Raw genomic sequence first — 24,507 nt, 5'->3', positions numbered from 1 at the left:
CATGCATTCAACCGAGGGCTCTGCCGTGTACAACTTCCAATATGCCAACCCCACCCGCGTCTGTTTCGGTGAAGGCCAGATCGCCAAACTGCCCGAACTGATCCCGGCCGGCAGCCGCCTGCTGGTGCTCTACGGCGGCGGCAGCATCAAGCAGAACGGGGTCTATGACCAGTTGACCCAGGCGCTGGCAGGCCGGGAGTGGCTGGAGTTCCCCGGCATCGGCGCCAATCCCCAGTACGACCAGCTGATGGAGGCGGTGGATCTGGTCAAGCGCGAGCGCATCGACTTCCTGCTGGCGGTGGGTGGCGGCTCAGTGGTGGACGGCAGCAAGTTCGTGGCCGCCGCGGCCCGTTTCGAGGGGGACGATCCCTGGGAGATCCTGCTGCACAAGGCCCCCATCAAGGCGGCGCTGCCGCTCGGCTGCGTGCTGACCCTGCCGGCCACCGGTTCGGAGAGCAACCCGGCCGCCGTGGTGAGCCGGGGGGAGGCGAAGCTCTCCTTCATGAACCCGCTGGTGCAGCCGGTGTTTGCGGTGCTGGATCCCACCACCACCTACAGCCTGCCGCCGCGCCAGGTGGGCAACGGGGTGGTGGATGCCTTCGTCCACATCCTCGAGCAGTACCTCACCTTCCCGGTGGGGGGCGAGGTGCAGGACCGGTTGGCGGAAGGCCTGCTGCAGGTGTTGGTGGACAACGGCCCGCGGGCGCTGGCGGAGCCCACCAACTACCAGGTGCGCGCCAACCTGATGTGGGCGGCCAGCCTGGCCCTCAACGGCCTCATCGGTCGCGGCGTGCCTCAGGACTGGTCCACCCACGCCATCGGTCACCAGCTCACCGCCCTGCACGGACTGGATCATGCCCAGAGTCTGGCGGTGGTGTTGCCCTCCCTGCTGCGCGAACAAGCGGCCCAGAAGCAGGAGAAGCTGGCCCAGTTCGCCGAGCGGGTGTGGCACTCCAGCCGCGAGGACAAGGCGTTGCGCATCGAGGAGGCGATCATCCGCACCGAGCAGTTCTTCCAGCAGATGGGGGTGGGCACCCGTCTCGCCGACTATGGCCTGGATGCGCGCTGCATCCCGGGGATCTGCTCCAACCTCAAGCTGTTCGGCCTGACCGCCCTCGGGGAGCAGCAGGACATAGATCCGGACAAGGTAGCCAGGATCCTCTCCCACGCGCTGTAAGTCATCCTGGCAACCATAGTGGCGCGGATCCTTTCCCACGCCCTCTGATCACTGACAGGCCAACGGAAAAGAAAACGCCCCGATCATCGGGGCGTTTTTCATGGTGGCGCCGGGCGCCAGGCCGCTTATCCGGCGCTGCGATCCAGCTCGCGCTCCAGCGCCGCCGCCTTCTGGCGGGCCGGATGAGTGTTGAGCCGCTGCCAGTAGGCCTGCAAATGCGGGAACTGGGCCAGTTGGCCGCTTTGCGCCAGCAGATCCACCAGGAAGGAGTTCAGGATGTCGGCGCCGGTGAGGCGAGCGGCCACCAGATAGCGGCGGCTTGCCAGCACCTCGTCGAGATAGCCCAGCACCTTGGCGCACTCGGCTTTGGCGTAGTCCGGCAGGAAGCGCATCGGGCTGCCGTCCTTGCGCACGAACATGTCGAGCAGCAGCGGCAAAATGCCCGAGCTCTCGGCGAAGTGGAGCCACTGCAGGTACTCGGCATAGTCCGGGCTGTCGGCGGCTGGCGCCAGCCGTTGCGGGGCGTGGCGGGCGATCAGGTATTCGGTGATGGCACCGGATTCTGCCAGCACCCGGCCGTCGAACTCGATGACCGGCGACTTGCCGAGGGGGTGGATGGCCTTGAGCTCGGGCGGTGCCAGAAAAGTGGCGGCATCGCGCTGGTAGGCCTTGATCTCATAGGGCAGGCCCAGCTCTTCGAGCAGCCAGATGATGCGCTGGGAGCGGGATTTGTTCAGGTGGTGCAGGACTATCATGGATACCTCGACGCAGTGACAAGAAGCGGTAGTACGCAGCGGCGCGGCGACGGGTTCACCGCTGCAGATAAAAAAGAGCGGGCTGATGCCCGCTCCCGCACCGTTTGCGTCAGGCCTCCAGCGCCTGATCCAGATCCGCCAGTATGTCCTCGATGGCCTCGATCCCCACCGACAGCCGGATCATCTCAGGTTTCACCCCGGCCTTGGCCTGCTCCTCTTCGCTGAGCTGGCGATGGGTGGTGGAGGCGGGGTGGCAGGCCAGCGACTTGGCGTCGCCGATGTTGACCAGCCGCTTGAAGATCTTGAGCGCATCGTAGAAGCGCACCCCCGCCTCGTAGCCCTCTTTCAGGCCGAACGAGAGGATGGCGGAGGGGCGGCCGGCCATGTACTTCTCCGCCAGCAGGTAGTGGGGGTGACCCGGCAGCCCGGCGTAGCTGACCCAGGCTACCTTGGGATGGTGCTTGAGGTGGTGGGCCACCTGCAAGGCGTTGTCCACGTGGCGCTCCATGCGCAGGCTCAGGGTCTCCAGCCCCTGCAGCAGCAGGAAGGCGTTCATCGGCGCCAGCGCCGCGCCGGTATTGCGCAGCGGCACGGTGCGCACCCGCCCGATGAAGGCGGCCGGACCGAAGGCCTCGGTGTAGACCACTCCGTGATAGGAGGGCTCGGGCTGGGTCAATTGGGGGAAGCGCTCGGCGTGATCCGCCCAGGGGAACTTGCCCGAGTCGACCACCACGCCCCCCAGCGAGTTGCCGTGGCCGCCGACATATTTGGTCAGGCTGTGCACCACGATGTCGGCGCCGTGCTCGATGGGTTTGCACAAGACCGGGGTGGCGACCGTGTTGTCGACGATGAGCGGCACGCCGCGGGCGTGGGCCACCTTGGCCAGGGCGGCTATGTCCACTATGTTGCCGGCCGGGTTGCCGATGCTCTCGCAGTAGACCGCCTTGGTCTTGTCGTCGATGAGGGCGGCGATGGCCTCGGCGCTGTCATCCTTGGCGAAGCGCACCTCGACCCCGAAGCTTGGCAGCATGTGGGCGAACAGGGTGTAGGTGCCGCCATAGAGCTGGGGGGTGGAGACGATATTGTCGCCGGCGGCGGTCAGCGCCTGGATGGCGTAGGTGATGGCGGCGGAACCCGCCGAGACCACTAGGCCGGCAATGCCCCCTTCCAGCGCGGCCATGCGCTGCTCCAGCACATCGTTGGTGGGGTTCATGATGCGGGTGTAGATGTTGCCAGGCACCGCCAGGTTGAACAGATCCGCCCCGTGCTGGGCGCTCTCGAACTCGTAGGCCACCGTCTGGTAGATGGGCACGGCAACGGCCTTGGTGGTGGGGTCGTTGGCAAAGCCGTGGTGCAGGGCCAGGGTCGCATCTTTCATCACACACTCCTTGTTGGATGTTGCTGGATAGCAGTCATAGATGGATAGACGTCCAATCTATCAGGCCCTTGGCCGATGTAAACCATCAGATCCGGCAAAGCAATCTCGTCGGGGCGTGAGGGAGGCCGGCTCAGAGGCGGCGGCGATACTCCTTGTCGTCGATCTGGTGCATGTCCCACTGCATCAGACGGTTGAGCTGGCTCATGGGATCCTCGATGAGCGGCAGCGGGCGGGGCAGGATCCGCTTGAAGTAACGGCGCAGGATCTGCTGGATCCGGTTCGGTTTGATGGGGTTGGCGTGGCTCATGATGGGGCTCCTGTGCTGTGGTTCTCACGTTCGCCAGCAGTATTGAGCTAAAATGCGGAAGTAAAAACTGATGACTTTCAGCACAAGGATTTCCTCTTTTATGCCCACCAGCCGCCTCTACCAGCAATTCCAACGGCTCGCCCAGCAGCTCGGTTGCGACGAGCGTGAAATCAGCCTCGCCGAGGTAGCGGATCTGCTCTGCTGTACCCCGCGCAACGCCCGCCTGCTGCTGCGCCGCATGCAGGAGCAGGGCTGGCTCGGCTGGTCCGCCGAGGCCGGGCGGGGACGGCGCTCCCGCCTCACCCTGCTGGACAACCAGGAGAGCCTGACCCGGCGCCGACTGCGGGAGCTGCTGAGCCAGGGCCAGCTGGCTCAGGCGGTGCGGCTGGCGGAAGATCGCCTCGATCTGCTCACCCCGCTGCTGATCGAACAGCTCGGGCAGGCCACCCGGGCAGGGCGCCAGATCCTGCGGGTGCCCTACTACCGGCCACTGCCCCAGCTACTGCCCACCGGCCCGCTGCGCCGATCAGAAATCCACCTGAGCCGCCAGATCTTCAATGGCCTGACCCGGCGAAATGAGGAAAATGGGGAAATCGAGGGGGATCTGGCCCACCACTGGGAGTGCCTCGGCCCCTGCCACTGGCGCTTCTACCTGAGGCCGGCGGTGCGTTTTCACCACGGCCGCGCCCTGACGGTGGAGGACGTGACGGAGAGCCTGCAGAGCCTGCGGGATCGTCCGCTGTTCGCCCATCTGGCGCGGCTGGAGAGCCCCTGGCCGCGCACCCTGGATCTGCACCTCGACAGCCCGGATCCCCTGCTGCCCCACCTGCTGGCCGAGCCGGTGGCCGTCATCCTGCCGCGCGAGCTCAAGGGGGAGGCGGGCTTTGCCCTGCAGCCGGTGGGCACCGGCCCCTATCGGGTGACCGCCAACGATCCCATGCACCTGTGCCTGGAGGCATTCGACGACTACTTCGGTCTGCGCGCCCTGCTCGACGAAATCGACATCTGGATGCTGCCGGAGCTGGCGGAACGGCTGGAGAGCCACCTGCAACTGGGGCGTGACAGCCCGGAGCTCGGCACCATGCGTGGCGAGTCCGAGCTGGAATCGGGTTGCTACTTCCTGCTGCAGGATGAGCGCTCCGGTGCCCTGCAGGATCCCGCCCTGCGCCAGTGGCTGGCCGGCCTGCTCAACCCCATCGCCCTGATGGCGCGGGTCGCCCCCGAGCTGCAGCGGGGCTGGACCAGTGCGCTGGGTCTCTTGCCCCACTGGCGGGAGGCGCAGCCGGCCCCGTTGCCGGCGCCGGCCGGGCGGCCACGTCAGCTGGTGCTGGCCTGCTTCAACCAGCACCTGGAGTTCAACGAGTGTGCCAACGCCATGAGCAGCCTGCTGGCAGAGCAGGGCATCGAGCTCGAGGTACGCACCCTGGATTACGGCCGCTGGGTGAGCGGGGCGGACGAGGACGTGGATCTCTGGCTCGGCACCCTCAACCTGGAGCACGAACACGCCTTCGCCCCCTACGCCTGGCTGCAGGGGACCCCGCTGCTGCGCAAGGTGTGGGGCGGCCAGCATGGCCTGTGGCAGGGGCTGACGCAGTGGCGTGCCAGCGGCGAGGAGCCGGGGCCGCGCGCGCTGCTGGCAAATGTGCAGCGGCAGGGCTGGTTCGTGCCGCTGTTTCACCACTGGCTGGAGCTGGAGAGCCGGGTCGGCGTGCACGGGGTGCGGATGACGGCGCTCGGCTGGTTCGATTTTCGCAGCGCCTGGCTGCGCCCGGAGCTGGCCGTCGGTGCCGGCGATACGACGGGGGAGCTTGAGTCCAGAGGCGGGCCGCGTTAGCCTGAGCGCGGTCCAACGACAAGGAGTCGATATCCATGCTGGAAATGCAGATCCAACCCCGTTTTCAAGAGACAGATGCCCTCGGCCACATCAACAACACGGTGCCGGCGGTCTGGTTTGAATCGGCCCGCGACCCGCTGTTTCGCATCTTCTCCCCCGAGCTGGATGTGCACAACTGGCATCTGATCATCGCGGGCTACACGGTGCAGTTCAAACGGGAGCTGTTCTACGGCCAGCAGGTATTGATCAAAACCGGGGTCCGCCGCATCGGCTCCAGCTCCTTCACGCTCTGGCAGGAAGCCTGGCAGGAGGGCGAGCTGGCGGTGACCGCCGAAACCACCCTGATCCATTTTGACTACCAGTCCCGCCAGTCCATCCCCCTGGGCGATCGCCACCGGGAGGAGCTGCGGGTCTGGCTGATAGAAAGCTAACCTTGGCCCTTCGGCCAATCACAGGACATTTATGCGCAATACCGTGATCGCCCTGAGCCTCGGCCTGGGACTGGGGCTCTGCTCCCTGCCTTCGATGGCGGCCTCCCTCGCCGAGCAGTTCTCCCTGATGGAAAAGGGGGCCGAGAGCGCCCTCGATACCCGTCTGTTCAGCCACGACGGCATAGACATCAAGGCCTGGGTGGATGGCGCTCCCGTCATCATCGCCGTGCCCATCATGAACGAGCAGGGCAAGCAGGAAGGGGAGAGCCGTTACTACTTCAAGGGCGGCAAGTTGTTCGGGGTGAAGGAGCCCGCCGCCCAGTTCGCCTTTGACGACGGCGGCAAGCTGACCCGGTGGCTGGACGAGAAGGGACAGCCCGCCGAGTTCGTCAGCAAGATGAGCATGCAGCAGCGTGAAGTCTGGCTCACCAAACGGGCGGCCGAGCTGGGCCAACTGTTTGCACCGAGCGCCGCCGAACAGAAGGTGGCCAAGGGGGGCGTCAAGCTCAAGGGGGCGGAGCTGGCCCACTGGCTCTGCAACGGCAAGCTGATGGCGCTGGCCGGGGGGGACAAGGTGACCTTCGAGCCGGCCAAGCTCAAGAGCCGTGCCGAGGGCATCGAGGGGGAGGTCTCCCTGCGCCAGGATAAGGGGTGGCAGGATCTGAGCCTCAAGTGCGAGGTGCAGGGTCCCCAGGTGACCCGCCTGACCTGGCAGCCGCTGCCGGGTGCCAACAAGCCGCAGTAAGCACGGCAGCAGCAAAGCAAGGGGCCCAGATGTGGGCCCCTTTTTATTTTGGTTATTGTGGCGGTCACTCGCCCAGCCTGAGCCGGGTGAGGGCTTCCACCCGTCGCCACTGGCCGGGCTCGAACCAGCGCGCCAGGATCTCCGACTGCTGCTCGGCCCGCCGCTCGGCGGGCAGGGGCTTGAGTTCGGCCAGATAGCCGGCCAGCTGCTGCTCGAACCCCTGCTGACTCTCCGTCAGCTGGTGCAGCCGGTCCGCTGCCTCCGGCCCCAGCTGCTCGCGCAGCATTGTGTCGCGCTCGGTTGCGGGCAGCCGCTCCAGACTCTGCAGATCGCCGAGCAGGCGGCTGTTGGCCTCCGCTTCCCGAAACCACTGGGGCTGCTCCGCCAGCCAGAGTTCGAGCTCGCTCGCCAGCAGCGGCTTGTCGGTATCGCTGGCCTCCGCCAGCGCCTTGCGGCGCAGGGTCCACTGCTCCATCAACCGATCCTCGGCAAACAGCTGCTCCTGTTCAGCCGGGGTGAAGCTCTGCTGGCGCAACTGCTCGCGCTCGTCGAACAGCACCTGCAGGCTGGCCAGGCCCGGATCGGTCGGCACCGTCAGGCTGCTTTCGGCGGCAAGAAAGGCCTCATAGCGAGCCTGCAGCGAGTGCTCAGCGGACGAAGAGGCGGCCTGCCGGGCGAGGGGGGAGGCCGGCTCGGCCTCTTGCGCCAAGGGGGCGGCCGAGTCGGGGCGCGGGGCGGGCCACAGCTGCCAACCCCCCAGCAGCAGGGCCGCTCCCAGCAAAGCGGCCATCAACCAGGCCTTGTTCATAACCCCAGTCTCTGCAGGCGGTTGGCGTGCTGGCGATAGAGGCCGACCGGGTCGGTCTCGAACAGGTGGCGAATGCCAAACGACTGGTTCACCTCGTCCAGATGGTTCATCCGGTAGTCGGTGCCGATCACCTTGCCGAGGTGGCTGCTGCACACTCCGACCAGGCCGTCGTTGGGCTCCTTGAAGAAGCTGCCGGTCAGCGCCAGCGCCGGATCCACCGGATCCAGGATGTTGGTCATGGTGCCGCGCCCGCTCCAGGAGAAGTAGTAGACCCCGTTGGCAGCCTGCATGGGCCCTTCGCCGCAATACTGGCTGGGCAGCCCTTCCGGGTAGCGCTGGTTGAAGCGCTGGGCGCCGGCGCTGGTGAGGGCGTCGAGGGCGGCGAGGGGATCCTGTGGCAGCTGGCTGCCCCCGGAGAGCAGTGAGATGACCCCGGACAGGGCCGAGGCGGCGGCCACCGCCAGCTTCTCGGCCACCGAGCCCGGTGCCACGTTGGCGCGCACCAGATCGGCGATCTCCGAGCCGTAGTTGACCCCGCCCACGCTGGTGGCGGAGGCGACCAGCTCGGGAGCGACCGAGGCGACGTAGCGAATGGTGGGGCCGCCGTGGGAGTGGCCGATGAGGTTCACCTTCTCCGCCCCGGTGATGGCGAGCACCTGCTGTACCTGCTTGAGTAGCTGCTCACCGCGCAGTTCCGAGCTCTGGGTGGCGGAGACCTGGGCCACGTAGACCCTGGCGCCATCCCGGGTCAGGGCCTGGGGGATGCCGTAGAAGTAATCGACCCCGAGCAGCTTGTCGAAACCGAACAGACCGTGCACCAGCACTATGGGGTAGCGGGTCTGGGTATAACCTGCCGCCTGGCCCAGCATGGGCAGGGCGCACAACAGCACCAATAGCCATTTTTTCATCTTGTCCATCCTTGTGAAGAGAGACTGCCGCAGCGGCAGCCACCGGCATCATGCCGATACCGACCAGCATGGCGGAACGGGACGTTTGCATCTGTGCAAATGATCACCAAACAGACAGATTCAAAAAAGCCCTACCCATATGGGCAGGGCTGTTGGCTGTGCCGGCACAACTATCCCTTGTGTTCGCCCCTCATATAAGTTAAATAATAATTATTATCATTTGTGGTGTTGGAGCCTATGTCGGCAAGCTGGGTAAGAGGTTGGGTAGGGACGGGGGAGAGCGACAGCAGCATGGTGCACTGGAAGGTGCAGACCATGAGCGGCAACCGCCATTTCGATGCCGGTGAGCACGCCAAGGCGCTCTCCTGCTATCAGCAGGCGCTGTGGCTGGCCCGCCAGCAGTTTGCCGACTGGCACGATGTGGACGAGGCGGTGGCCGCGCTGGTGGTGGCCCACCACAACCTGGCGGATCTGCTGGTGGCGATGACGCTGCCGGATCGGGCCGCCGACCTGCTGTGTCACATCCACGACTGCCTGCTCGCCACCAGCCAGTCCCCCGCCAGCTCCGGAGCCCTGCGGGATGCCGCCCTGCGCCACACCCGCAGCACCCATACCGAATTGCTCGCCTTCGTGCGCAAGCACGGCAGCCACGACGGCATCCGCCGCTGCCTCGGCCAGTGTCTGTGCCAGACCGAGCCAGCCCCGCAACTGCATTAATCACAATAAACAGAGGTGACCATGAGCCATACCCTGCCTGCCCTTGCCTATGCCTACGACGCACTGGAACCCCATATCGACGCGCTGACCATGGAGATCCATCACAGTCGCCATCACCAGACTTACATCAACAACCTCAATGCGGCGCTGGCCGATCACCCCGAACTGGCGGCGTTGCCGGTGGAGGAGCTGCTTGCCCGCTTCGACAGCCTGCCTGCCAAAGTGCAGGGGGCGGTGCGCAATCACGGTGGCGGTCACGCCAACCACAGCCTGTTCTGGCGGGTGATGAGCCCGCAGGGCGGCGGCGAGCCGGCCGGCGAGCTGGCTGCGGCGATCCAGCGGGATCTGGGTGGACTGGAGGCCTTCAAACAGGCCTTTACCCAGGCGGCGCTGAGCCGCTTTGGCAGCGGCTGGGCCTGGCTGGTGGTCGATCGCAGCGGCAAGCTGCAGGTAGTGAGCAGCGCTAACCAGGACAGCCCCCTGCAGGATGGGCTGGTACCCATTTTGGGGCTGGATGTGTGGGAGCACGCCTACTACCTCAAGTACCAGAACAAGCGTCCTGACTACATAGCCGCGTTTTACAAGGTGATCGACTGGAACGAGGTGGCGCGGCGTTACGTGGCGGCGCTGGCCTGATCGCTGGAAATACCAAGCCAATGAAAGAGACCCGCCTGATGGCGGGTCTCTGCTATTGAGGGGTCAGCGTGCTGCCGGTTGGCGGGGCCGCACTGGCGGCAGCCGGTTTGTCAGCAGCGGTAACTTCGCTCGGTACGGCGGCGCTGGTGGCTTGGGCACTGCTGGTTGGCGTTGCTGCATTGGTGATGGCTGGTTTGTCCGCAGTGGTGACTTCGCTCGGCACGGCGGCGCTGGTGGCCGTGGCTCCGCTGGTAGCGGCCGCCGCACTGGTGGCAGTTGCTGCACTCACCACCGCTGCCGGCTTGGCCTTCGGCTGATGAGAGGGCGGCTTGATGGGCAGGCAGGGTTGGCTCGCTCCTATGGTGCTCAACGCCTGGCAGGGAACCGGGCCGCCGATGACGATGGGCTCGCCGAGGAACTTGGGTCCCTTGTCCAGCACGTAGAGGTCGAGCAGCCCCATCAGGCGGGCGAACACCTCGCGTACCCGGGTCTTGATGCCCTGATAGGCGCTGGGATCCACGGCGTTGAAGCCGACCGCCTCGATACCGAAATGGCGGGCGATGAAGATGGCGCGCTCGTTGTGAAAGGCCTGCGAGACCACGGTGAAGTGGGCCTGACCGAACACCTCCTTGGCCCGCACGATGGAGTCCAGAGTCCGAAAGCCGGCGTAGTCGCTGTAGATGGCGCTGGCAGGGATGCCGGCCTGGATCAGGGCTCGCCGCATCTGGCGCGGCTCGTTGTACTGCACGGTGGCGTTGTCGCCGGAGACCAGGATGTAGTCCACCTTGCCGTTGTTGTAGAGCTCGGCGGCGGCCTTGATCCGGTATTTGAAGTAGTGGTTCGGGCTGCCGCCAATCAGGTATTTGGAGGTGCCGAGCACCAGGGCGACCCGGTTGTAGGGCACCGCATTGACGTCGTCATAGGTGTAGTGACGGGCGTCCGAGACGGTCCACTCGCTGTAGCCAAGCAGGGCGGCGGCAGAGGCCAGCAACAGGCAGAGGCAGGCGAGCAGGATCTTGGCAAACTTCTTCATGCGCGGTGCGGTTCGGGTCTGAAGTAAGAGATGACAGGGGGTCATTCTATTACAAGTTGCCGCCGCGCGTCAGGCTTGATGACCGCAGATGGCGTCACTCGGGCAGAGGTTGTCGCATGGCGGGAGTGGCTAACTGATTGATCCTGTGCTGCTTATCATCCTCCAATAAAAAGGGCGGCCATGGCCGCCCTTGGGTATTGATGCCAGCGCTTCAGTGGGAAGAGTCGTTGGCCTTGCACTCGTCGGAGTCCTTGTTGGCTTCCCACCAGGGCAGCAGCTCGCGGCCGAGCCACTGCTGGTAGGCCTCGCTGTCATTGGCAATGAGCTGGTCCAGCTCGGCTTCGAAGGCGCTCATCGCCTGCTGCTGATCCGGGTTGCGCAGGGCCTGGGCCATGGCCAGCCAGCTGGCGCCGCGACCGGTCTCGTTCAGGAAGCGATGCACCGTGTAGGACCAGGAGTAGACCATCTCGCCACCCTTGTCGTAATCCAGGTGCAGGATGTCGGCCAGGGCAGGACGATCGCCTGCCGGGCGGCCGGCGACGTTGTCCAGACCGCGGGCGAAGCACTGGCCGTGGGCGATGAATTCCGCCAGCCCTTCCGACCACCAGGTGGTGCGGTTGAGCGGGTAGTGGCCGAAGCTGCCGTACTGGTTGAAGCGGCCGTCCAGGTAGTGCACGTACTCGTGGCGCAGGTTCCACACCTGGAACGCAGGACGCTTCCACTCCGCCTCGTAGGCGAAGAAGCGGGCCTGGTTGCCGGGGCGAGCCGGATCTCCCTCAATGTAGATACCGCCGTTGTCGGTGGAAACGCCGCCAAACAGTGCGCTGCCGTAGCGTTTCCAGTCGGCGGAGGAGTCAAAGATCACCAGCTCCAGTGCCTCGTTGTGATCGTCCGCCACCGGCTGCCAGCCAGTTTCCATCTGCTGATGGAACTGCTGCTCTTCGGCGCCCAGTTCACGGCAGATCCCCTCGGCCTGATCCATGGTCAGATCCTGGGCTCGCAGGCGCAGGGTCGGCGAGCAGGTGTGCTCGAACGGCAGCACGTCTTCCACCCGGATCGGGGTGCAGAGCCCGGCGAAGTCGCCGCTAATGCAGGCTTCGCTGGTGCGGTCCGTGTAGGTCAGGTAGTAGGTGGAGAGGGTCAGCGACATGTCTTCCAGCAGATCCTGGCTCTGCTGACCACCGGGGATCAGGTCGTGGTGGCGAACGAGGGCGATAACGGAGTCATCCAGCAGCTTGCGGTAGCCGTCGAGCTCGTCCGGGCGGGTATAGCGGGCGATCCGGTAGAGGCGGGTGTAGGCATCCAGCACGTTGTTGAGCAAGAACAGATCGGCGCCATCCCGCCCTTTCCACAACGCGAGCTCGCTCATGCCGAGGGCGTGCAGTTGCTTGCGCAGCTCGCCATCCTGCTGGCGGAAATCGTTGGCGAAGGGATCGCTGTAGTCGCTGGCGAAGTCGAGGAAGTTGAGCAGATCGAACAGGCCGGTCGCCCAGGCGTGCTGGCCGTTGATCTCGCTGGCATGGCGGGTGCTGTAGGCCAGCATCTGGTTGAACTCGCCGAGCAGGGTACCAAAGCGGCTCTGTACTGCCGGGCTCTTGAACTGGCCGTGCAGGGCGATGCTCCAGGCACCGATCACGGAGCCCACCTCATCGGTGGGTTGCTCCGGGAAGAGCAGCGGATGGGCACCGAGCGCGGTCAGCGCCTCGGCCAGCGCCTCGGCGGCGGCCGGGCCGTCTTCCTTGTGCTTGCCGTAGTTGTGGTAGTTGTGGGCACGTACGTATTCCAGCAGCAGCTTCATGGCCGGATGGGCCGGCTGATTGGCCGCCAACAGGCTCTGGATGCCGCGGGACACGGCCAGCAGCTTGGCATCGTCGTGACCATAGTTCTCCTGCCAGACAGGGGCGGGCTGGCCACTGGCATCCTGCACTATCCTGGCCGCTTCGGCGTCCAGCAGATCGGTATCGGGCAGGTCCGGCTCGGAGCAGGCGCGGCCGTCGGCACGGCGGCAGTCGAGCTGCTCCTCCTTGCTGGCCAGCATGATGGGGCGATTGAGCACCCGGCTCTCCTGCCATTCGGTTGTTTCCGGCAGGGTCTGCCATTCGCTGCCCCCCACCGGGTATTGATAGCCGGTGTCCTTCAACACCACCTGCACCTCGCTGCCGGCGGGCAGGGTCTGACGGCACACCCGATAGCTGATGGTCTTGTCCCCTTCCTGACGAGTCTGGGGTTCATCGCACTCCTGCTGGGTCTTGGCCTGTTCCAGCAACCAGGTGTACTGGCGCCAGACGTGCAGCTCGCTCACCTGACGGGCTGCCTGGCTGCCCGCAACCGGCTGCAGACGGAAGAAGATCTGCTCGAGGCGGCCATCCCGCTCGTTGGGGGTCTCTTCCAGTACCTTCAACTGCTGCCAGTTTTGCGGCTGGTACTGCCATGCCTGCTCGGCGCAGCGCCCCTCGGCGTTGAGCTCGCAGCGATCCAGCTCCTGCTCGCTGTGACCCAGGATGACCCGCTCCGCCAGCGGCAGACGATCCTGACGCGGCGCGGTCGGGGTGCCTGCCAGGGGCTCCCAGCGGCCTTGTTTCATGCCGTAGCCAAAGTCATAGCTGCTGGCCGGGACGGCCTTGCCGGCCGGTACCACCTCTTCACAGCTGAGGTAGCGGATCTGCCAGCCCTGCTCGATCTTGAGTTGCGGCTCGCCGCACTGCTGTTCTGCCAGCGCAGCCAGGTTGGCTTCGCTCCAGTCGAAGCGACGATACACCCTCAGCTGTTGATAGGGGGCGTCGGTGCTGCGGGCGCTCAGCTCGTAGGTCACTTCGGTGAGCTGATCCCCCAGCTGACGGCTGGATTCACCTTTGAGTTGATACTGTTGCCAGTCGGAGGGGGAGTAGTTGGCCAGCGCCGAAGTGGCAAGCAGGCCCGGTGCTGCCAGCAGCAGCAACCTGGTACCCAGATTGTTCATTTTTATCCCTTTGCTTGATTGTCTGCGTGATTGACGCGTGCAATCTATTCAGCTCCAAAAGGATATCAACCCACCAATCAGGCCATATAAATCATTTATTTAGATTGAATCAAAACAAAGTGAGCCCCATTGGGGGCCTGGCTGATAGCAAGGACTCATCTGCCATCTGGGGGGGATCTCAGTCTGAGGCTGGCAACTGTGATCAAAGTCTCGTTTGAGATGTGCTGGTCATGTGGCGTCGCGACAATGCGAAGCCGGCAAACCCGCAGAAAAAGCGCTGACTTGTCTGAGCAGAAAGTTGGGGGCGTAGTGAGAAGGCAGTTGGCTGCGCTCGGTATGGACGCAGAAAAAATAGGAGGAAAAGTGATGGGGAGTCGCGGGCAGGCGTTATCAGCCGCTGCCTGAGCATGGCAGTGGGTGCTCACCCTTCACGGTGCGAGCAGATCCGCCCGAGGCAATGAACAACCTCGGGCGGGTGACGGAAATGACGGGATCAGAGGTAGCTGACGGTCACTATGGCCATGTTGCTGCTGCCAGCAGACAGCTTGTACTGCATGGTGCTGCTGATGGTATTGAGGCTGCCGGCCTGCTGCAGGCTGGCCAGATCCATGGTTTGACGCTGGGTGCCCGAGTAGCAGGTCACGCTGTTGTCGGCGAAGTCACAGGGGGCTTCGTAGATGGTACCGGTGAAGGTGACGCTGCCATCGTAGGCGGAGGCAGTAGCTGGCAACAAAGCGGCACCCAGCAGCATGGCTGCGGCGGCAGAAGAGGCAAAACGGATGGCGTTGTTGCGAACGGAAGCGGTGGAAGTGTTCATTTTTATGTCCTTTTCGTCACATGTCGTTGTACGAAAAGGGCAACGCAATCAAAGAGAATGACACAGATACAGCTGATGACATCGCTCTTCTCAGATGGCAGCTCCGCTGTCTTAGGTTATGAACCCTTAGACCGGTGGCTTTGCGTCCCGACCTTTCGATCGGTTTGCCCTTTACTCTATGTCTAGATGATAACATCGCACTTTGAGAAATCAATCACCATAAAAAAGTGTGAGGTATGGGTCACAAATAGTTTTTTATTCTCCGCGGTTCAGGATAAACGGCTGGTTTTCCTTAATGTTTTTTTGAATGAATATCCTGAAAAATTCATTCTTATCTCCCTTGCCATTATGATTAACGGGCGAACTCAGTATTTTTATGTCGATCACAAACATGGTTCAGCATGACCTTGGGAGTGAACAGGGGGATAATAAAAGGAAACATGTTGGAGTTTCCCTTCACAAATGGAACCTGGTTAGAATGATTACCTGATTACCTGATTACCTGATTACCTGATTACCTGAGCTGTTTTATGTATGACGTCAGGGGTATTCAAGAAACAAAAAACGTGATCTGGAATTATTTTGTTGTTGTGTTTTTGTTAATTGCTGTTAAGCGGTTGAGGTTGTCTGATTTAAAATAATCCAATCCGTGTTTGCTATATGAACGATATTTATTTTACGGCATTCATAAATGTGTTGTCATGGATGTAAGTAATTGTTTTTTATGTGTTTATAAAAGAATTTATAAAAATCAAAATGTATTTGATGTGCATCATATGAGTCGTTAATTTGTTCATCAAGCAAAAGCGGAGCACGGCTTTCTGCACAGACGACAGGGATGTATGTAGTTGTGCAGTTGAGGTGTAGCGGGAACTGCTCCTTATGCGGTGAGCTGCTTTTGCTTATTTAGATAAACCATAAAGGCACAGCAAGTTATTGATGCCGCCTCTCACCGGCTTAATGAGAGAACAGGCACCGGCATGCTGTGCAGTATATCGCGGCATCACTGAAGATCGTGACTCCAGCATGATTGGAGTGATGCAGTACAACACACGTTAATGTAGGTATAAACGAATGAAAGCTAACAAAATTCTGGTTGCTATGGGTGTTGGTTCCATGCTGCTGTGCGGCACCGCTTTTGCTGCCGGTGGCGCTGGTTCAGGCAAAGTCACCTTCAACGGTGAAATCATCAACGCTCCTTGCTCCGTTGCTCCTGAGTCTGTTGACCAGGTAGTTGAAATGGGTCAGATCAGCACCAAAGAGCTGGCCAACGGTGGCGAGTCCAACTCCAAGCCGTTCAGCATCAAGCTGCTGAATTGTGAAATCTCCGACAAGGAAGATGCCGTCAAGGTTACCTTCAGCGGTGCCAAAGACCCGGTAGATTCCAGCCTGCTGGTTATCGGTGGTGGTGACGCCAAGGGTGCCGGTATCAAGATGACCGCTCCGGGTGGTGCCGCTATCGTACTGGGTACCCCGACTGCCGCCTTCGGCCTGGTCAACGGTGACAACGAGCTGCCCTTCAGCGCCGTGCTGAAAGGTTATGCCGATCAGACCGCTAACCCGCTGCAGGCCGGTGCTTTCACTGCAGTGACCAACTTTACTCTCTCCTACGAGTAATCGACTGCCTTAACGTGTGACCAGGGTTGTGGTGGCTGATGCCACCACAACTTCACACCTTCTGTCTCCTCACATCGAACCTTGATCATGAAAACTTCAATGATGGCAGCCATGGTGCTGCAGCTGGTGATGATGGCGGGATCAGTCCACGCCAACGAGATTTCGGATGGGCTGGCCGAGTCGGGCTGTACCCTGGACGTGCAGCGCAGCATTCCTTTGCAGGCCAGGCAACCGGGCACGTTGAAAATCAGCGGCTGTCAGGTTGAAGGAGCAGCAGAGGCATCACTGCCTTTTATTTCCATGTCCGTGCGCGGTGCCATGAGCGATGAGCTTGGCATTCTCAACAACGGCCAATATCACAAGGTGTCCGGCGAGAGCTTTATTATTTCGGATATCGTCAACAGTGATCTGGAATTCAATTTGGGTCTGACCAGCAGTCAACTGTTTTTTCCTGACAGTACGACGCTGTTTGAACTCAATTATATGTAAGCAAGCCAATTGCTTAGTGTAGATACCTCATTACGTGAGACCGTTATGCAATTCCTAGAGTAAATATATGAGCGTTTCAACATCAGACTCTGTGAGAAAAAAACATTATTCCAAAATGGCTTTTATGCTGTGCGTGCCCGGCCTGATGGCGGTGGCGAATCATGCATGGGCAGAGACGGAGTTTAATATTGATGCGCTCGATCTGGACGAACGGACCAAGATCGACCTCTCCCAGTTTGCCGACGAAGGCTACATCCTGCCCGGCGACTACTACCTCGAGATCGAGGTCAACAAGAACAAGCTGCCCCTGCAGAAAATCCCCTTCTACGAGACCGACACCGGCAAGGGGAAGGGCGGGGTGGCCTGCCTGCCGCAAGAGGTGATCCCCAAGCTGGCGCTGATCGACGAGGCCATCGCCAAGATCGACAGCTGGCACGACGGTCAGTGTGCCAACCTGCTGGCGCTGGATGGCGTGGTGATCGCCAACGACATCGGCAACGGCCTGCTGCGCATCGCCGTGCCCCAGGCGTGGATGAAGTACAGCGATCCCAACTGGATTCCGCCCGAGCAGTGGGATGAAGGGATCCCGGGGATGATGCTGGACTACAACATCAACGCCCAGATCAACGAGGGCGATGGCTACTCCAACCGCAACATCAGCAGCTACGGCACCCTGGGGTTCAACTACGGCGCCTGGCGCCTGCGTGGCGACTATCAGGCCAATGCCTACTGGGGCGACAACGATCGGACCACTTCCGAGCTGAACCGCATCTATGCCTATCGTCCGCTGCCGAACATGGCCGCCAAGTTGACGGTGGGCGAGCAGCAGCTCAACTCCCAGCTGATCGACGGTTTTCGCTATACCGGCGTCAACCTGGCCAACGACGAGCGCATGCTGCCGCCGAGCCTGCAGGGTTATGCGCCGGAAGTGAGCGGCATCGCCAAGACCAACGCCAAGGTCACCATCTCTCAGTCCGGCCGGATCATCTATGAGACCAACGTGCCAGCCGGTCCGTTTCGCATCCAGGGGCTGGACAGCTCGGTGCGCGGCCGTCTCGATGTGCGGGTGGAGGAGCAGGATGGCAGTGTCAGCTCGTTCCAGGTCGACACCGCGACCGTCCCCTATCTGACTCGCCCCGGTTATGTCAGATACAACCTGGCGGTCGGCGCCCCTTCCGAACAGACGGATTCGGTGCACGATGTGCACGGCCCTGCCTTTGTGACCGGTGATTTCTCCTGGGGGGTGGCAAACTCCTGGTCGCTCTATGGCGGCAGTCTGGTTGCGGGTGAATACAACTCCATGGGACTGGGTATCGGTCGCGATCTCTATGCCTTCGGTGCCATTTCCGCCGACCTGACCCAATCCATTTCCAAGCTGCCCGGCCTGTCGACCAAGATTGGCCAGTCGGTGCGGGTGAACTACGCCAAGCAGTTCGATGAATACAACAGCTCGATCACCTTCGCCGGTTATCGCTTCTCCCAGCATGACTTCATGACCATGTCGCAGTTCCTCAATAACAAGGATCGGCTGGAGAAGAACGAGAACACCTCGAGCGATGACTACAACAACTGGGGTGACAAGGAGCTCTACACCATCACCGCCAACAAGACCTTCTGGGCGGATGATGCGGCCAAGGCGCTGACCGTCTACCTGGACTACACCCACAGAACCTATTGGGAACATGACGCCGAGGATCGCTACGGCCTCACCATCAACAAGAACGTGAACATCGGCAGCTTCAAGGATGTCTCCGTCTATGTGTCGGCCTACAAGACCAAGACCGAGAACTACGAGGATGACAAGAGCGTCATGCTGACCCTGAGCATGCCGATCGGGGACAGAAAGAGCGCGGGATACAGCGTGCAGTCCTCCAACGGCAAGGTGACCCACCTGGCCACCTATCAGGACTACAGCCGGCCGGATGATACCTATCAGCTGGGGGCGGGCGTGCAGAGCAATGGTCACGCCGTGGCGCGGGGTTACTACAACCACAACAGCGATATCGGGGCGGTCAGCCTCAATGCCTACAGCGTGCAGAGCGAGTACACCTCGGTCGGTGCCAGCCTGCGCGGTGGCCTGACGGCGACCGAGCACGGAGCAGCTCTGCATCAGGCGACCCGTCGTGGCGGCACCCGCATGATGGTGGATACCGACAAGACCTCCGGTGTCTCCTTCAACAACGGCCGCGCCGTGACCAACCGCTTTGGCGTCGCGGTGATCAGCGACATGACCGACTATCGCAAGAGCGACACCCGGGTCGACGTGGATCAGCTGAGCGACGACATCGATGCGATGAACGCCATCAAGCAGGGGACCCTGACCGAGGGGGCAATTGGGTATAATGCCTTCGAAATCGCCGAAGGATTCAAGCTGCTGGCCAACGTCAAGCTGTCCGATGGCTCAGTGCCGCCGTTTGGTGCCACCGTCGTCAGGGATTCCGGCCGTGTGCTCTCGGTGGTGGATGAAGATGGCCTGGTCTATCTGACCGGGGTGAAACCGAATGAAGCGTTTGAACTCTCCTGGGGCGGCGCCCGCCAGTGCAAGATAGTGGCACCGCAACAAGTAACCGATCTGTCGATGAAGACTCTCACTTGCAAGTAATGGGATACCGATGAAAAAGCTGCTCTCTTATACCTGTCTGGCCGTGCTGGGCATGACCTCGCTCAACGTCAGCGCTGCCATCGTGCTGGACCGTACTCGCGCCGTCTATCCGGGTGGTGCCAAGTCCATCAGCCTCAACATCAAGAACGAGAACCAGAAGCTGCCCTATCTGGCGCAGTCCTGGATTGAAGATGCCCAGGGGCAGAAGATCTCTTCACCCTTCGTGGTGCTGCCGCCGGTACAGCGGGTGGATGCCAACCAGAAGTCCATCGTGCGGATCGCCAGCGTGCCGGCCATCGACAGCCTGCCCAAGGATCGCGAGTCGATCTACTACTTCAACCTGCGCGAGATCCCGCCCAAGAGCGAGAAGAGCAACGTGATGCAGATTGCCGTGCAGTCCAAGATCAAGCTGTTCTACCGCCCCGAGGCCATTTTGCCCGAGCGCGGCGCCATCTGGCAGGATCAGGTGCTGATCACCAAGCAGGGCAAGGCCCTGCAGGTGAACAACCCCACCCCTTACTACATCACCTACGTGGGCCTGGGCCATCCGCAGGGCAAGGGGAGAACCGCCATCAAGGGCTTCTCCGCCTTTATGGTGGCACCCAAGTCCGAGCAGACGGTCAACATCCCGGAAGCGCTGGGCAATGAATTTGTGATCAGCTACGTCAATGACTACGGCGGATATATGGATATCAAATACCAGTGCGCAGGCAATGCCTGTAAAGCCGTGAAGAGCGAGTAAGGCCTATGCTACGTTCCATCTTCTGTTCAAGCCTTATGCTGTTTGCAGGAACGGCATTGGCAAATGGCTATGTGACGCCCAACCCAACCCATGATTACTATATATCGTTGGATAAGGCTGATATTCAAAACAAACCTGATTTTACTACCAAGGCGTTTGAGTGGAACTTGGGGGGGCAATATTCGGGTATCGTTACCTGCCCGGATAGAAGCATTCCACAATCTCCAGTGTACTATAAGGCGACCATGACGGATGGCTTGCCTCAAGCCGGTGATGGTTTTGTAAAACTAAATGACTTTCTGGATATGAAGGTCGAAATTTGGATAGCTGGTTGGAAGAAAAAGTTTGTTACGGCCCCATTTCCTAATGAAAGTAATGATTACCCAAATTACTCTTGTACTAAAGGAAAAGAGACAAGAATAAATAATTTCGAAAGTGGTAGCCGTGGGCGAGTAACCTTCCGTGTAAGAAAACAAATAATTAATGGTGTGCAAATATCGGATCGTCAAGTCGTAGAGATGTATGGCCGCTTAGGCTCTACTACTACAGATTTCAATAATTTGCCAATGTCTCGAATTACGATTACATCTGCAATTTTATATGTGCCGGAAGAATGCGTGATTAACGGTGGGCAGACTATTGAAGTGGAATTTGGTGATTTGCCAGGCTCGGGATTGGATGGGAATAATTTTGAAAAGACGGTCCCTCTGACATTTCAATGTCGCGGTGGTGTTTTCGAAGGGGATGCCTTGAAGATCAATCTTGGTATTTCTGGAAAACCAACCTCTTTCAACCAAGACTATCTGCGGACAACTCGGGATGGCTATCAGGGTGGAAATGTCATTTCCGATTTGGGCATAAAGTTCAAGCAGCTGGATGGTTCTCAGCTGAATTTGAATACATTTTATCCGGTTTCCATGCAAGGAAACATTGGTGACTGGGGCTTTATTGCCGCGCCGATAACACCGGTAGGCGCTGATATTCCTGCGGGTGACTTTTACGCCACCGCCACCATAGTTGCCGAATTTCAGTGAGGAATTGTCATATGTTGCGGACATTGTGGATAGGCCTGGCGCTGTGCCCGCTGTTGGCGGTAACGGCAGCTCCCCGTGCCAGCAATGATCTGGAGTTGCTTGGCAACACGGTCCACCTCCATGGCCGGATCATCGATCAGCCGTGCGAGATTGCTCCCGAATCCATCGAGCAGGAGGTCGAGATGGGGGTGGTCGACGTGAAGGAGCTCTATGCCAACGGGGCCGGGGTCCAGGTGCCTTTCTCCATCCGGCTGACCAACTGCAAGCCGGGGATCTTTCGCATGGCCAAGGTGACCTTTACCGGCTCGCAGGATCCCCAGCTAGGCGGCGGGTTGGCGTTTACCGCCGGGATGGCCAAGGGCGCCGGGATCCGCCTCTATGACGTGACCCAGTCACCACTGGATCTGGGCACCCCCTCCCGCGGTTATCTGCTGGGCGGTGCGGCGGACAATGAGCTGCAGTTCTTTGCCCGGGTGGAAGCGCATCCGGACGCGCTGGCAGCCAAGACTATCCAGCCCGGGGATTATTCCGCCGTGGCCAACTTTATCGTTGCCTATGAATAAGGTCAGAAGTCATTGCGCTGAATGACCTTTGAATTACCCAGACTGGGCCAATTGATGACGCCGCCCAGATAACTGGAGAGGTAAATGCCCCCCGGCAACTGCACAAACTGTGCTTTCTGTTTAGGGGGGGTCAAGGCGGCCACCAGGGTTGCCACCATGCCGTTATTGGTCAGTGCCTTTTGATCGATGTAATTGACGATGGTATTTTTTACCTCTACCGAAATATCGCCATCATCCCGCTCCAGATCCCCGACGGAATCCAGATTGAACAGCGTCTGACCCTGGCTGTCGGTAGCTATAATGGTTGCCACGACTATTTCACGGCTCAACGTAACAATAAATTTGTTCTTTCTGGTCAGCTCAACCCAGTTGTCCGGCGCCTGGCAATTGCTGTGATATCGAACTGTGGTGTCGGTATTGTTGTAATAGTTGTGGGAAACATTCTTTCCCTGCTGAGCCATGGTGGAAATAACGCATTGCACCTCTTCGGCAAGCGGATGACCATTGCGCAATAAAAAGACATTTTCTGACAGCTGGCGACTGTTGTTGTCGATGGAGAAATAGCTGATGGCTTCTTTTCCGACCAGCAGGGATACCTGCTCATCATCCTTGCGCGAAATTTTCTGGACCAGCGGTGAGAGCGCATCGATCTTTACCTTCAATGCTTGCTCGGTATCACTGGTCATATAAAGAGAAACATGGCCAAGATTGATGGTGCGCAGCGTATTGGCCGTTGCATAGTGATATATGCTGATGACCAGCGCGGTCAGCGATACCAGCAAGAGTACAACCAGCAAAATACGCTGCGGGCTGAAATAGCGATCATATTTACGGCGGGTATATTGCCGTCTGACCTGGGGCACATTGGCGGTTGCGACCGTCTGAATTTCTTCATTCGGCACTGCCTCCTCGGTCTCTCCGGCCACTTCAATGGGGGCGCAGAAGATATATCCCACCCGCGGGATAGTATCGATCGCATCCATCAAACCGAATGATTCCAGCTTTCGTCTCAACGAGAGGATCTGCCGGTTCAGGTTGGTGTCGGTATTGTCCTGGTTCGGCCACAAGGCATCCTGCAGCTTGCTTCTGGCAATGACAGTACCTGCCTCATCACACAGCATCTCGAGCAGCTCGGCTTCCTTGTTGCTGAGCTTGATGTCCTTGTCTCCTTTCGAGAGTCGGAATATTGCAGCGGAGAAAAAGATATCCTCTGCAATTTTATAATTTTTGTTACTCATGTGTGACTCGTCTTACTGCCAAGGAGAGCATTTTACCACCATGCAGTCTTTGTTCAAATAATGGGAAATTAGCAATATCTTTAACTATCAACTAGTTACCTTTGCGTTTAAATGCATGGCGGGGAATATGGTACTACAGGCGGCTCGTTCAGTTCAAAAAACACGCAAAAAGAGGGTCGTGTATGTAATCGTTCTCACTTCCTCCTGCCTGTGAGGGGTATTTTGACGCCCCCAGCATTTTCTTTCGAATAAAGTGTGTATTTGGATGGCTCCACCATGTCTGAAATTGTCGCATGGCTGATCATTGTTCCTGCAGCATGCGCTGATATTGCCTGCGCTGCGGCTTGAGCTGCCCCCCGAGATCGGGCCAGGGATGCCACTGATCCGGCACCATGAAGCCGGGCAGGGTCTGCCGGATCCAGGTTGCCAGCTCGGCATAAGGCCGCGGCTCGCCATGCCAGTCGATAAAGGCCGCCGGCCTCTGCCCCCACTCGTCGCTCGGCACCGGTACCACCAGCGCCTGCGCCACGGCGGGGTGATCCACCAGCCGCTGCTCTATGGTTTCGGGCTGGATGTTTTCCCCCCCCGAGATGAAGAGGTTGTCGAGCCGCCCCTCCACCACCAGTTCGCCATTCGCGGTGAAATGCCCCTTGTCGCGGGTGTGGAACCAGCCGTCCTCGTCGAGCGACCGCGCCAGCCCCCCTTCCTTGAAGTAGCCCGCAAACAGGGTGTCGCCGCGCACGCAGATCTCCCCCTGGCGGATACAGACCTCCCGTCCCGGCAGCGCCTTGCCCACCACGCCGGCGGCGGCCGGCCGGCCGGTGCAGACCTGGCTGCCCATCTCGGAGAGGCCGTAGCTCACCTTGGGCACCAGTCCCATGGCGGTGAGCCTGTGCACCAGCGGCAGGGGGATGGCGGCGCCGCCGAGCAGCAGCTCGCGCAGCCGGGTGCGAGCGGGATCGAAGCCCTGCGCCAGCAGTCGCCAGAGCTGGGTCGGCACCAGGGATAGATGGGTGATGGGTTGTTGTTCGAGCCGCTCCCTGAGCGGGCGGCTGCGATCGTCCAGCACCAGGGCTGCGCCCGCCAGAAAGACCCGAAACAGGATGGCGTAGCCGCCGACATGAAACAGCGGCAGGGAGAGCAGCCAGCCGCACTCGGCATCGAGCGGGATCTGGCTGGTGGAGCCTCGCGCCGAGGCCAGGTGGTTGACCAGCCGGTGCACCACGGCCTTGGGAGTGCCGCTGGAACCCGAGGTGAGGATCATGTTGTTGAGCCGGGCAGGATCCAGCATGCAGTCGCCTTCGTCCGCCACCAGCTCACGGGTGAAGTCGAGCCGTAGCGGTTGCCAGCTGCCGGCCGGGATCTCGCTCGCCGACCAGCAGGCCCTGACGTCGAGCAGGGTCGCGAGCTCCGTTTGCCGGGTCAGCGGAAAGGCGGGGTTGAGCGGGCAGAAGACGATGGCGCTGCGCACGCAGGCCCAGGCCAGCAGCACATCTTCCAGCGCACCGCGTACCACGGCGGCGAGGCGATCTCCCGGTTGCAAGCCGGCCATGGCCAGCTGTTGGCACAGGCTGTTGAGCCTGGCGTCCAGTTGCCGGTAGGTGAGCGGGACGGCGGCATGAATAGCGATGCGAGCGGGAGCGGATCGCGCCCAGTGACGGACCGGGCAGGGTTCGGGATGGGAGTGATGGTCAGACAAGGGTGGCATGCAGGCCCC

22 protein-coding genes and 1 riboswitch are annotated in these 24,507 nt (G+C 60.9%); of the genes, 12 read left to right on the top strand and 10 right to left on the bottom strand.

Annotated elements, in window-relative coordinates; all coding sequences use genetic code 11:
- Position 1 precedes the first annotated feature (1 nt).
- Positions 2-1,177, top strand: a complete 1,176-nt coding sequence (locus BN1143_RS17385) for an iron-containing alcohol dehydrogenase (protein WP_082038613.1) — start codon at positions 2-4, stop codon at positions 1,175-1,177.
- A gap of 125 nt (positions 1,178-1,302) precedes the next feature.
- Here BN1143_RS17385 and BN1143_RS17380 read toward each other — a convergent pair whose 3' ends face one another.
- The 3 genes from BN1143_RS17380 to BN1143_RS22125 all read right to left on the bottom strand — a co-directional run bounded on the left by BN1143_RS17380 (position 1,303) and on the right by BN1143_RS22125 (position 3,617).
- Positions 1,303-1,932 carry a glutathione S-transferase family protein gene (locus tag BN1143_RS17380; RefSeq protein WP_042051518.1) on the bottom strand — a complete coding sequence of 210 codons (630 nt, stop codon included), beginning with the start codon at positions 1,930-1,932 and terminating at the stop codon, positions 1,303-1,305.
- Positions 1,933-2,041: 109 nt separating this feature from the next.
- Positions 2,042-3,310 carry an O-acetylhomoserine aminocarboxypropyltransferase/cysteine synthase family protein gene (locus BN1143_RS17375; RefSeq protein WP_017764595.1) on the bottom strand — a complete coding sequence of 423 codons (1,269 nt, stop codon included), beginning with the start codon at positions 3,308-3,310 and terminating at the stop codon, positions 2,042-2,044.
- 130 nt (positions 3,311-3,440) lie between these two features.
- On the bottom strand, positions 3,441-3,617 hold the full coding sequence (locus BN1143_RS22125) for a hypothetical protein (RefSeq protein ID WP_017764594.1): 177 nt from the start codon (positions 3,615-3,617) through the stop codon (positions 3,441-3,443).
- 100 nt (positions 3,618-3,717) lie between these two features.
- On the opposite strand from BN1143_RS22125, the gene sgrR reads away from it, so the two are divergent.
- From sgrR to BN1143_RS17360, 3 genes are read left to right on the top strand one after another with little or no spacing between them, the layout of a single operon-like run.
- Positions 3,718-5,451 (top strand): HTH-type transcriptional regulator SgrR, encoded by a 1,734-nt coding sequence (sgrR, locus tag BN1143_RS17370; protein ID WP_042051517.1) that lies wholly within the window; start codon positions 3,718-3,720, stop codon positions 5,449-5,451.
- 35 nt (positions 5,452-5,486) lie between these two features.
- On the top strand, positions 5,487-5,882 hold the full coding sequence (locus BN1143_RS17365; RefSeq protein ID WP_010635278.1) for an acyl-CoA thioesterase: 396 nt from the start codon (positions 5,487-5,489) through the stop codon (positions 5,880-5,882).
- 31 nt (positions 5,883-5,913) lie between these two features.
- Positions 5,914-6,627, top strand: coding sequence for a hypothetical protein (locus BN1143_RS17360; RefSeq protein WP_042051516.1), 714 nt, complete (start codon positions 5,914-5,916; stop codon positions 6,625-6,627).
- Between the two features lie 64 nt (positions 6,628-6,691).
- On the opposite strand, the gene BN1143_RS17355 is transcribed toward BN1143_RS17360, so the two are convergent.
- Positions 6,692-7,435, bottom strand: a complete 744-nt coding sequence (locus tag BN1143_RS17355; protein WP_042051515.1) for a lipase secretion chaperone — start codon at positions 7,433-7,435, stop codon at positions 6,692-6,694.
- Positions 7,432-8,343 carry a lipase family alpha/beta hydrolase gene (locus BN1143_RS17350; protein WP_005308335.1) on the bottom strand — a complete coding sequence of 304 codons (912 nt, stop codon included), beginning with the start codon at positions 8,341-8,343 and terminating at the stop codon, positions 7,432-7,434. The genes BN1143_RS17355 and BN1143_RS17350 overlap by 4 nt, the downstream gene beginning before the upstream one ends.
- Positions 8,344-8,634: 291 nt before the next feature.
- Between BN1143_RS17350 and BN1143_RS17345 the strand changes: the two genes are divergently transcribed.
- Positions 8,635-9,060 carry a hypothetical protein gene (locus tag BN1143_RS17345; RefSeq protein ID WP_042051514.1) on the top strand — a complete coding sequence of 142 codons (426 nt, stop codon included), beginning with the start codon at positions 8,635-8,637 and terminating at the stop codon, positions 9,058-9,060.
- A 21-nt stretch (positions 9,061-9,081) separates the two neighbouring features.
- Positions 9,082-9,696: a superoxide dismutase gene (locus BN1143_RS17340; protein ID WP_042051513.1), complete on the top strand. Its 615-nt coding sequence runs from the start codon at positions 9,082-9,084 to the stop codon at positions 9,694-9,696.
- Positions 9,697-9,748: 52 nt separating this feature from the next.
- Here BN1143_RS17340 and BN1143_RS17335 read toward each other — a convergent pair whose 3' ends face one another.
- The 3 genes from BN1143_RS17335 to BN1143_RS17325 form a co-directional block, all read right to left on the bottom strand.
- Positions 9,749-10,729, bottom strand: a complete 981-nt coding sequence (locus BN1143_RS17335) for a SanA/YdcF family protein (RefSeq protein ID WP_197069880.1) — start codon at positions 10,727-10,729, stop codon at positions 9,749-9,751.
- Positions 10,730-10,940: 211 nt separating this feature from the next.
- Positions 10,941-13,688, bottom strand: a complete 2,748-nt coding sequence (locus BN1143_RS17330) for a collagenase (protein ID WP_042051511.1) — start codon at positions 13,686-13,688, stop codon at positions 10,941-10,943.
- Between the two features lie 493 nt (positions 13,689-14,181).
- Entirely contained in the window at positions 14,182-14,505 is a 324-nt protein-coding gene (locus BN1143_RS17325) for a hypothetical protein (protein ID WP_042051510.1), read from the bottom strand.
- 93 nt (positions 14,506-14,598) lie between these two features.
- Positions 14,599-14,684: riboswitch (cyclic di-GMP riboswitch) on the bottom strand.
- A gap of 895 nt (positions 14,685-15,579) precedes the next feature.
- Between BN1143_RS17325 and BN1143_RS17320 the strand changes: the two genes are divergently transcribed.
- From BN1143_RS17320 to BN1143_RS17295, 6 genes are all read left to right on the top strand, one after another.
- On the top strand, positions 15,580-16,122 hold the full coding sequence (locus BN1143_RS17320) for a fimbrial protein (RefSeq protein WP_042051509.1): 543 nt from the start codon (positions 15,580-15,582) through the stop codon (positions 16,120-16,122).
- 99 nt (positions 16,123-16,221) lie between these two features.
- Positions 16,222-16,611 carry a hypothetical protein gene (locus BN1143_RS17315; RefSeq protein ID WP_010635268.1) on the top strand — a complete coding sequence of 130 codons (390 nt, stop codon included), beginning with the start codon at positions 16,222-16,224 and terminating at the stop codon, positions 16,609-16,611.
- Positions 16,612-16,678: 67 nt separating this feature from the next.
- Positions 16,679-19,213, top strand: coding sequence for a fimbria/pilus outer membrane usher protein (locus BN1143_RS17310; RefSeq protein WP_042051508.1), 2,535 nt, complete (start codon positions 16,679-16,681; stop codon positions 19,211-19,213).
- A 10-nt stretch (positions 19,214-19,223) separates the two neighbouring features.
- Positions 19,224-19,955, top strand: coding sequence for a fimbrial biogenesis chaperone (locus BN1143_RS17305; protein WP_005308356.1), 732 nt, complete (start codon positions 19,224-19,226; stop codon positions 19,953-19,955).
- 5 nt (positions 19,956-19,960) lie between these two features.
- Entirely contained in the window at positions 19,961-20,989 is a 1,029-nt protein-coding gene (locus tag BN1143_RS17300; protein WP_042051507.1) for a fimbrial protein, read from the top strand.
- An 11-nt stretch (positions 20,990-21,000) separates the two neighbouring features.
- Positions 21,001-21,552, top strand: coding sequence for a fimbrial protein (locus tag BN1143_RS17295; protein ID WP_042051506.1), 552 nt, complete (start codon positions 21,001-21,003; stop codon positions 21,550-21,552).
- 2 nt (positions 21,553-21,554) lie between these two features.
- Here the strand turns inward: BN1143_RS17295 and BN1143_RS17290 are convergent, their stop codons facing one another.
- Both BN1143_RS17290 and BN1143_RS17285 read right to left on the bottom strand, forming a co-directional pair.
- A complete protein-coding gene (locus BN1143_RS17290; RefSeq protein WP_042051505.1) occupies positions 21,555-22,790 on the bottom strand; it encodes a winged helix-turn-helix domain-containing protein in 1,236 nt (411 codons plus the stop codon).
- A 301-nt stretch (positions 22,791-23,091) separates the two neighbouring features.
- Entirely contained in the window at positions 23,092-24,498 is a 1,407-nt protein-coding gene (locus BN1143_RS17285; RefSeq protein ID WP_042051504.1) for a 2-succinylbenzoate--CoA ligase, read from the bottom strand.
- Positions 24,499-24,507 lie beyond the last annotated feature (9 nt).

The organism is Aeromonas dhakensis, from assembly GCF_000820305.1.
Taxonomy (GTDB): Bacteria; Pseudomonadota; Gammaproteobacteria; order Enterobacterales; family Aeromonadaceae; genus Aeromonas; species Aeromonas dhakensis.
The sequence above is the reverse complement of the archived record's forward strand: the minus strand, read 5'-3'. Positions and strand labels throughout refer to the sequence as shown.